Origin of the sequence: Leisingera sp. (assembly GCF_034669605.1) — a bacterium.
Lineage (GTDB): Bacteria > Pseudomonadota > Alphaproteobacteria > Rhodobacterales > Rhodobacteraceae > Leisingera.
In genome coordinates this window covers 1-8775 of the sequence record NZ_JAXMOX010000193.1, presented here as the reverse complement: position 1 = coordinate 8775, position 8775 = coordinate 1, and the positions used below count along the sequence as shown (strand labels likewise).

Here is an 8775-nt window from a genome sequence, read left to right as displayed (position 1 = left end):
GCGCCCCCACGCCCAAGGCTGCCAAGGCGGACCGGCGCGGCCGGGGCGCCTGCAGGCGCGGGAGCGTGCTGGTCAGCCAAGGTAGAGAAGGCCTGCGTGTGGTTCATCTAGCCGGGCCAGGCTCCTTTCAGCCCTTCCAGCGTCATGCGGGCATGGTCCGCCAAGGTGACCGGCAGCGCCTGCGCCCCCAAAGCGGCGGCATAGAGCGCCTGCTGAGACGGCTCGGCGATCAAGGCCAGGTTCTGGCCCAGCCAGTAGGGCCGGGCGGCTGCCAGCTCGGCGCCCAGAAAATACCCCCAAATCTGCGCCCGTGCCGTTTCTGCAGGCAGTTGCCCCAGCCCAGCGGCCGCCTGAACCGCGGCCAGCCGTGCCGCCAGATGCTCGGGTTTGGCAATGCCGTCTGCCACCGCCTCAGCCAATGCTGCCTTGTCCCAGGGTCCTGCCGTGTCCAGCGCCATGCCCTGTACCGCTGCTTGTGCCAGCCGAGCGGTCAAAGCACTTTGAAAACTGACCGCCTCCCGGGCGCTTATCTGCACCCAATGCGTCACCGCTCCCGGCAAGCAGATCACCCCGTCCCAATCCGGGTTCAGCCGCAGGAAGCCGCTGATGGCAGCCACAGCACCTTGTATCAGTCCGCAGGGGGCAGCCTGGCTCAGCCCTGGCAGGGTGTGAACCGGCAGGCCGTCCAAATCTGTTTCGACTGCAGGCAACTCTGCAGGCCGCACCGGGACAGGATGCGGCGGCGCCAGGGCACTGCCGCCCAGAAGCACCGGGCGCGGCGCGCCGCCCAGCAGCTGCCGCAGCGCTGCCGCCAGCGCAGGCGGGCGGCTTTCCTGCAGGCGCAGCACTTGGGCCGGCCCCGCTGTGCCGCCGGCCATTTCCCAGGTTGAAAGCGTGTCTCCGTCCAGATTTGCGGCCAGCCAGCCGGGACCGTTACGGGGAGGCTGCATGATGCCCTCACTTCCTCTGCCATTGCGTCACCGGGCTTATGGCGCTGATTCCCGGCTCCGGCAAGCGGGCCGCCCGCCTGCCGGTACGGGCCGGAACACCCGTATGGCGAACCTAATCTGCGCAAGTATACGCGCCATAGGCTAAAGCTATACGCGCCATAGACTAAAACGCCCAGGATTTGTGCAAAAGACTGGCTGTCCGGCTCTGCGCCCGGTCCGTAAAATCCAGTACTGTTGCGGCATCGGCGGCGCTGCGCTCGTTCAGTGCCGGGCGGCCCCGGCCAGGGGCGGCGGCAAGCAGCGCAGGACTTGCCGGCCTCGTGGCTTGTGCCGCGCCGGAAACACGCGCCCTGCGCTGAACAGTGACAAGAGGTACTGAAGACATGCCCGGCACGCCGGCACCGCATAATGCAATTTTCGCCCAGTTGGCCGCGCGCCATCTTCTGGCCCGGGACTATACGCCTGGGGCGGTCTTTGCGGGAACCGGTTTCGGCCAGGCGCTGCTGCACCAGGAAGACCCCGTAGCACCGTTTGCAGTAATCGCGGGCCTTTTTGAGCGTGCGGCGGCGCTGACCGGCGACCGGTTATTCGGCTTCCGCCTCGGCTGTGCAACGGATCTGCGCAAGGCCGGACTGCTGGGCTATATCGCCCGCAGCTCGCCGACTGCCGGCTGCTTTCTGCGCAACATCGCACGGTATGCCGGCGTGATGAGCGACGTCTGGGAAATAGATACTTCCCGGCTTGCCTCGCATGGCGAGTTCACCTGGACGTGCAGGGGGGCGTCCGGGTCGCGCGCACGTCAGTATATCGAGTTTCTTGCAGCAATATTCTTTTCCGCCCTTCGCGACGGAACCGAAGCCCGGATTGAACCGCAATCGGCTGCCTTCAGCCATGAGCGCAGCAGCGGAAGGGATGAGGTCCAGGCTTTCTACGGCTGCCCGGTGGAGTTCGGCGCCCAGGCCAGCCGGTTTGTGTTCAGGCCCGAAGATCTGGAGCTGCCGCTGGCCGGCGCCGACCGTGTTCTGCTGCGGCTGCTGCGGTCTTACGGGGATCAGATTCTGGAAGGCCAGGTGCGGGGCCGCAAAAACACAGGTCTTGCGGCACAGGTCGAGGACGCGGTTTCCGCCCGGCTGTCCGGCGGCTCGGCAACGCTTGCCAATGTGGCGGCGGATCTGGGGATGAGCCCGCGGACCCTGTCGCGGAAACTGGCGCAAACGGGCACCAGCTACTTCACCATTCTTGAGGAACTGCGCAAGGCGCTGGCGATACGCTATCTGCGGGAAAGCGGTCTGGCCTTGGCCGAAATCGCGTTTCTCTTAGGCTACTCAGGGTTGAATAGTTTCAGCGACGCGTTCCGGCGCTGGACAGGCCAAAGCCCGGGGCAATTCCGGGGAAAATAAGCCGGCAGCATGGCGCCGCGGCGACTCTGATTCCAATACCGGATCCGCATTTCAGCGTGAACAATGACTTGCGATCTGCGTGAATTGTCTCCGCGCGGCAGCCATTTAAACGGGGTTTTCGGGAAATTTCCGGCCTGCTCTCACATTTTGCACGGAATTTCTAAAATTTGCTATAAATAAGTCAGGCTGCTGGAGAATGCAGCAATGAACTGCCGCCGGGGAATTAGGCGGTTTGCAAAAAAGAAACGGGCACGTGGGGGCGTGCCCGGTTCTGAATTTGAAAATCAGTAATGGCGTTTCGCGGACAAAGACATGCGGAAAGCCGGGGTGAGTTTTAGCGGCCGTCTTTTCAGGCGGCGGTCCAGCAGGATTTGGGGCTGGAGAGCGGGGTTTGTTGAATGAAAGACATGGTTCCCGGAGGGGCGGGGCTGTCTTTTATGCAGGCTGAAATCGAACATCGGCGTCCAGCGATGGCAGCACGACCGATGCAAGCAGCCAACATAAATGCGGCTTTGAAGGGCATCGCTCAGACGGGGCTGTCCGGGCAAAGCGCGGGCGGTGCCTATGCTGCAGCAGGCAAGCGGGGGCTGGATCTGCTGCTGGTGTTCCTAAGCCTGCCGCTGGTGCTGCCGCTGATCGCGCTATGTGCGGCAGCGCTCTGGCTGGAAGGCGGCCGGCCGTTTTACACGCAGGCCCGTCTGGGCCGCGGCGGGCAGGTCTTCCGGATCCTGAAGCTGCGCACCATGGTGCGCGATGCGGACCGGCTGCTGCTGCATTATCTTAAGACCGATCTGGCGCTGCGGCAGGAATGGGACGAGACCCAGAAGCTGAAGAACGACCCGCGTATCACAGCCGTTGGCCGTTTTCTGCGTGCGGCCTCGCTGGACGAGCTGCCGCAGCTGTGGAACGTGCTGGCCGGCGATATGAGCCTGGTCGGCCCGCGCCCGATGATGCCGGAACAGCTGCCGCTGTATGGCGATGCCAGCGCCTATAATGAACTGCGTCCGGGTATCACCGGCGTCTGGCAGGTTTCGGTCCGCAATGAAGCCGGCTTTGCCAGCCGCATGCGCGCCGATTTCGAATACCGGCGCAGCCTGTCGCTGGGCCGGGATCTGGGGCTGATCTGGCGCACTGCCGGCGTGGTGCTGAAAGGGACGGGATATTAATTTTTGTCTGATCTGCTGCAGGCCCCGGCCCGAGTGCCCGCCGCCGCCCGGTCAGCCATTGCAGGAAACGCGGTTGTGACGCATTTTGCACTATCAGGGGCATGTGCTGCCGGTCCGGCAGGCAGCCCGCAGGAGGGAGAACAAAACGGCATGAGCGAGCAGGGCTTCAGACGGTTCCGCCGCCGCAGCGCGCCGGCGGATGCCATGCCGTTTGCCGCTGATGATGGCAGCAGCCAGCCCTCGCTTTCGCCTGCCGCTGCCGCGCCTGCGCAATTGCCCGCAACCCTGCCTGAGCCCTGGGACAGAATCCGCCAGGTGCCGTTCGACGCTGCCGCGCAGGCGCAGGCGCGCCTGCCGCTGGTCAGCCGGTTCCGCGCAGATCCTGCGGCCAAGTCCTTTGACCTTTTGCGCACCCGGCTGTTGCACACGCTGAAGGCCCGCGGCTGGAAACGGGTTGCGGTGACGGCGCCCGCCGCCGGGTGCGGCACCACCTTTTCGGCCGTGAACCTGGCGTTGAGCCTGGCACGGGTGCCGGACAGCCGCACGATCCTGATGGATATGAACTTCCGCCGCCCCGGTGCCGCACGGGCAGTGGGCATGACGGCGCCAGGGGGCTTGGCTGGTTTCCTGTCCGGCCGCGGTCAACTGGAGGATCAGCTGCTGCGCCCGCTGCCGACGCTGGCAGTCGGGCTGAACAGCGCCGCGGATCAGGATGCCGCCGAAATCCTGCAGGGCCGCAGCTGTGCCGGCGTGCTGGAGGACATGATGCTGCGGCTGGACCCGGATACCGCTCTGTTCGACCTGCCGCCGGTGCTTGAGCATGACGACACCGCCGCCTTCCTGCCGCAGGTGGACGGGGTGCTGCTGGTTGCGGACGGCACTAGCACCACGGCCGCCCAGCTGGCCGCCTGCGAGAAGATGCTGGCGGGCCATACGCAAATGCTGGGCGTTGTTTTGAACCGGGCACGCAAGGCGGACAGCCCGCTGAACTGACGGCCATGCAGCCGGGCGTCATAGTTTCGCCCGGTTGATGTGGTCCGAACAGGGGCAACGGCGGCCGGCGGGCTGCCTGAAGGCATGGATGGCAACCGGCTGGCGCGCACCAGCCGCAAGAGAGCAGACAGATGGGGCCGATATACACGTTTGGCGATTTCCTGGACATGGTGCGGCGCAGGCTGTTCACCATTTCTTGCGTCTTTGTTCTCGGCTGCCTGCTGTCGCTTTGGTCTGCCGCCCGTCAGCAGCATGAATTTGAAACCGCCGAGGTGCTGCAGATCACCCAGCCGCAGATTGCCGGTGAACTGGCGAAATCAACGGTCGAAGGTTCCTCCGCCCGCCGGATGCAGCTGATTGAACAACGCCTGATGGCGCGCGGCACGGTGCTGGAAATCATCGAAAAATTAGGCCTTTACGCGGATATGGCCGCGCTGACCCAATTGCAAAAGGTGGCGCTGCTGCGGGACTCCGTCCGCATCACCGGCGTTGCCGCCGCCCGTGAAGGTTATGCGGATGACGGCACCATTTCGGTGCTGACCATCACCGCCCGGATGCCCACTGCCGAACAGGCGCAGCAGGTCGCCAGCGAATTCGGCCGCCGTACCATCGAACTCAGTATCGCCACCCGCATTGACCAGGCCCGCGAAACCCTCAGCTTCTTTGCCGGAAAGGAGGCCGCACTTGCGGATCAGGTCGCGGCCCTGGAGGACGAAATTGCGGCCTACCGCAATGAAAATGACGTGACCTTGCCTGGCACTATCGAATTCCGCCGCGCCGAAATTGCCGCACTGAACGAGGGCCTGCTGGAGATTGCCCGCGAACGCATCGAAATCCGCCGCGCCGCCGATCAGGCGCAGGCCACGGAACGCCCTGCCACGGCCCGCCGGTTGCTGGCGGAGGCTGAACAGCAGCTGGCCACGCTGGACGCTCAGGAGCAGCTGCTGACCCGGCGCAAGACCGGGCTGGAGGCCTCTTTGCAGACCACGCCAGAGGTTGAGCGCCGGCTCGGCGCTTATGACCGCCGCCTGGAGCAGGCGCAGAGGGAACTGTTGCAATTGACCGCCCGCCGCAACGAGGCCGAGGTTGGTTTCCGCCTGGAAACCGGCCGTCAGGCCGAGCGGCTGACAGTGATCGAGCCGGCGCCGCTGCCGGATTATCCGGTCACCGGCGCCCGCAAGACCAAGGCCCTGCTGGGCGCGGCAGCCAGCGTCATCGCGGCCTTGCTGGCGGCCTTTCTGCAGGAGCTGCGCCATCCGGTTTTGCGCACTGCCGCGCAGATGCAGCGGGAAACCGGCCTGATGCCAGTGGTTTCAATCCCTGTAATGGACGCCCGGCGGCCTCAACGCGGGCTGTTCAGACTGTTCAGACGCGGGGCCTGAGATCAGGAAGGGCTCATCGCGGCCGTCATGGCGGTTACAGCATCCCAGTGCCAGCGCAGCACCGCACTGCCCGCCAGCAGCGCCAGCAACCCATAGCCGGCATCATGCAGCGGGTCCCAGGCGTGATGCCTGCGCGCCAGCCGCGCTAGCACCGGATAGGCCGCCAGCATCGCCAGCCCCAGCGCCGCAATGCCGCCCGCCAGCCCGAACCAGGCCGCCCCGCCCAGGAACATCCCGGTCTGCAGGCACGCCCGTGCCGCGGAAAACAAAAAGAACCCGCGGCTGTCGCCACCTGCCAGCGCTGCCTGGTCATAGGTCATGGTGATCACTGCCGGCGCCAGTGCCAGTGCGATCATTACAATCATTGGCCCGGCCTGCAGATACCGGTCGTCATACAGGATCTGCACCAGCCAGGGCCCGGCCCAGGCCATCGCAATCAGCAGCGCCAGGATCGCTGCCGTCAGACCGCTGCGCAGCTGCCGCTGCCGCCTCAGGTTTTCCGGCGCGGCCTGTGCAGGCTTGCCGCGGTAAACCGGGATCATCAGCCGCTGGTTCACCGCATGGCCCAGCAGCATCGGAAAACTCGCCAGAAAGTAGCCGATGTTGTAAATGCCCAGCACCTCAAGCGGGACGAATTTGCCCAGAATCGCCCGGTCCCCTTGCGACGTCAGGAACCAAAAGGCGGTTGACAGGAAAATCCATTTACCGAAATGCATGAGCTCGCCCGCTGCCGCCCGTTCCCAGCGGAACCGGTTTGCAGCACCGGGCAGCCCGCAATGGCACAGCAGCAGCTTCGCCGCCGCCTGGATCACCCCGCCCAGAACCAGCGCGATCACCGACTGCGTGGTCACTGCCAGCGCAATCATGGCCGCTAGCCCGATTACCTGGCCCGCCAGATCCAGCACCGTGACCCGGCCCGCCAGCAGATGCCGGTGGGCGGTCTCGATGCGGGTCGGGTTGAAGCCTGCAATGGCCAATCCGGCACCGGCAATGGGCAGGTAGATCAGCAGCTCCGGCGCGCCATAAAACTGCGCCGCAGGCCAGGCCAGAAGTGCCGTCAATGCCCACAGGCCAAAACCGCGGATCACCTGGATGGTCCAGGCCGTGTTCAGAAAGTCCGGATCATCGCCGCGTCTGTTCTGGGCAATCGACGGACCGATGCCAACGTCTGAAAACAGCGACAGCCCCACCGTCACCACCGACACCAGCGCCATCAGGCCAAAGGCTTCGGGAAACAGGATGCGGGTCAGGATCAGGTTGGAGGCCAGCCGCAAGGCCTGGCTGCCGCCGTATCCGATCATCAGCCAGGAGGCCGAACGCAGCACCCGCGCGATCATCCCCTGACCTATGAAAAGCGATGCAACCCGCTGCATTTCCGCGCCAATCTCCCAACGTCCGGTTCCGCAGGCTAGGCGGCAGGGCAGGGGGCGTCAATCGCAGGGCGGCCTGCAACAGGAATGCGGGATGCAGGGGCCGGAATGCGATGACAATCATCGCCCCCGCAGCCCATTCTCCATGCCTGTGCGACAAGCGCAACAGGACGCTGGGCAAGCTGCTCTACCGCCGCTAACCTGCCGCGGACCCAAGATTTGCACGGAACCAGCCGCGTTGAAAATTGCCTATGTCCTGAACACTTACCCGCAGCCCTCGCACAGTTTCATCCGGCGTGAGCTGCGGGCGCTGGAACATCAGGGCGTGGAGATCCTGCGCCTGGCAATGCGCCCCCCGGCTGCGGCATTGGCGGATCCGCAGGACCAGGCCGAGGCCGCGCGCACCGGCTACGTGCTGCAGGCCGGTGCCGGGCGCCTGCTTGCCGCACTCGCGCGGGAGGCCGCAGCCCCCGCCCGATTCGCACAAGCGCTGCGGCTGGCGGCGAGACTGGCCCGGGCATCGGACAAGGGCCTCCTGCGGCATCTGATATATCTCGGCGAAGCCGCCTATGTGAAACAGCGCAGCGCGGCGGCAGGCGTGCAGCACATCCACGCCCATTTCGGTACCAACGCTGCCGCTGTCGCGATGCTGGCCCATGTGCTGGGCGGGCCGGGCTACAGTTTCACCGTGCACGGGCCTGAGGAGTTCGACGCGCCGCAAGCGCTGTCGCTGGGCGAGAAAATCAACCGCGCGGCTTTCACCGTGGCGGTCAGCAGCTTTGGCAAAAGCCAGCTGAGCCGCTGGGCGTCTTTCGGCAAGTGGGACAGCCTGAAAGTGGTGCATTGCGGGATTGAGCCGGATCGGTTTGCCGATCCTGCACCGTTGCCGCAGGGGCCGCTGCGGCTGGTGGCGATCGGGCGGTTTGTGGAGCAGAAAGGCCAGATGGTGCTGGTGAACGCCATGGTCCGGCTGGTGCAGGAACTTCCGGATCTGCATCTGTCGCTGATCGGTGACGGCGAAATGCGGCCGGCGCTGGAAGCCGCGATTGCCGCGCATGGCTTGCAGGACAGCGTCACCCTGACCGGCTGGCTTGCCGAAACCGAAGTGCAGGCAGAGCTGGACCGGTCCCACGCACTGGTGATGCCGTCCTTTGCCGAAGGCCTGCCGATGGTGGTAATGGAAGCGATGGCGGCTGCGCGTCCGGTGATTGCAACATGTATCGCAGGCACGCCCGAACTGGTGCTGCCGGGGCAGACGGGCTGGCTGCTGCCGGCCGGGGATGAGGACGCATTGGCACAGGCCGTCCTCACCCTTGCACAGACACCGCATCCGCAATTGAATGCCATGGGCCAGGCAGGCCGCAGGCGCGTGCTGGACCGTCATGACAGTGCCGCTGAGGCCGCCAAACTCGCTGCCCATTTCCGCATTGCCATCGCCGGGTAAGACCGGCGTACTCCCGCCCGCCGCCGCCGCATCTGCGGATGCACCGCTTCCGGTGGGCGTGGCCCCGCGC

7 protein-coding genes are annotated in these 8775 nt (G+C 65.5%); 5 read left to right on the top strand and 2 right to left on the bottom strand.

From position 1 onward, the window contains the following. Nucleotides 1-107: 107 nt before the first annotated feature. On the bottom strand, nucleotides 108-950 hold the full coding sequence (locus VOI29_RS19635) for a 2-dehydro-3-deoxygalactonokinase (RefSeq protein ID WP_323782638.1): 843 nt from the start codon (nucleotides 948-950) through the stop codon (nucleotides 108-110). 362 nt (nucleotides 951-1312) lie between these two features. On the opposite strand from VOI29_RS19635, the gene VOI29_RS19630 reads away from it, so the two are divergent. From VOI29_RS19630 to VOI29_RS19615, 4 genes are all read left to right on the top strand, one after another. Further along, nucleotides 1313-2350, top strand: coding sequence for an AraC family transcriptional regulator (locus VOI29_RS19630; protein WP_323782634.1), 1038 nt, complete (start codon nucleotides 1313-1315; stop codon nucleotides 2348-2350). A gap of 470 nt (nucleotides 2351-2820) precedes the next feature. After that, nucleotides 2821-3516 (top strand): sugar transferase, encoded by a 696-nt coding sequence (locus VOI29_RS19625; protein WP_323782631.1) that lies wholly within the window; start codon nucleotides 2821-2823, stop codon nucleotides 3514-3516. 150 nt (nucleotides 3517-3666) lie between these two features. Then, a complete protein-coding gene (locus tag VOI29_RS19620; RefSeq protein ID WP_323782628.1) occupies nucleotides 3667-4509 on the top strand; it encodes a CpsD/CapB family tyrosine-protein kinase in 843 nt (280 codons plus the stop codon). Nucleotides 4510-4640: 131 nt separating this feature from the next. Further along, the gene (locus tag VOI29_RS19615) at nucleotides 4641-5891 is read left to right on the top strand and encodes a DUF874 domain-containing protein (RefSeq protein WP_323782625.1); all 1251 of its coding nucleotides are present in this window, start codon (nucleotides 4641-4643) and stop codon (nucleotides 5889-5891) included. A gap of 2 nt (nucleotides 5892-5893) precedes the next feature. On the opposite strand, the gene VOI29_RS19610 is transcribed toward VOI29_RS19615, so the two are convergent. Beyond that, the gene (locus VOI29_RS19610; RefSeq protein ID WP_323782623.1) at nucleotides 5894-7264 is read right to left on the bottom strand and encodes an oligosaccharide flippase family protein; all 1371 of its coding nucleotides are present in this window, start codon (nucleotides 7262-7264) and stop codon (nucleotides 5894-5896) included. Nucleotides 7265-7499: 235 nt separating this feature from the next. Here VOI29_RS19610 and VOI29_RS19605 point away from each other — a divergent pair, with 235 nt between their 5' ends. Beyond that, nucleotides 7500-8705, top strand: a complete 1206-nt coding sequence (locus VOI29_RS19605) for a glycosyltransferase (RefSeq protein WP_323782620.1) — start codon at nucleotides 7500-7502, stop codon at nucleotides 8703-8705. Nucleotides 8706-8775 lie beyond the last annotated feature (70 nt).

What these genes read in the sequence shown, in the direction of transcription:
- VOI29_RS19635 (WP_323782638.1), bottom strand. Translation starts at nt 950, where the DNA reads ATGCAGCCTCCCCGTAACGGTCCCGGCTGGCTGGCCGCAAATCTGGAC.
- VOI29_RS19625 (WP_323782631.1), top strand. Translation starts at nt 2,821, where the DNA reads ATGGCAGCACGACCGATGCAAGCAGCCAACATAAATGCGGCTTTGAAG.
- VOI29_RS19620 (WP_323782628.1), top strand. Translation starts at nt 3,667, where the DNA reads ATGAGCGAGCAGGGCTTCAGACGGTTCCGCCGCCGCAGCGCGCCGGCG.
- VOI29_RS19615 (WP_323782625.1), top strand. Translation starts at nt 4,641, where the DNA reads ATGGGGCCGATATACACGTTTGGCGATTTCCTGGACATGGTGCGGCGC.
- VOI29_RS19610 (WP_323782623.1), bottom strand. Translation starts at nt 7,264, where the DNA reads ATGCAGCGGGTTGCATCGCTTTTCATAGGTCAGGGGATGATCGCGCGG.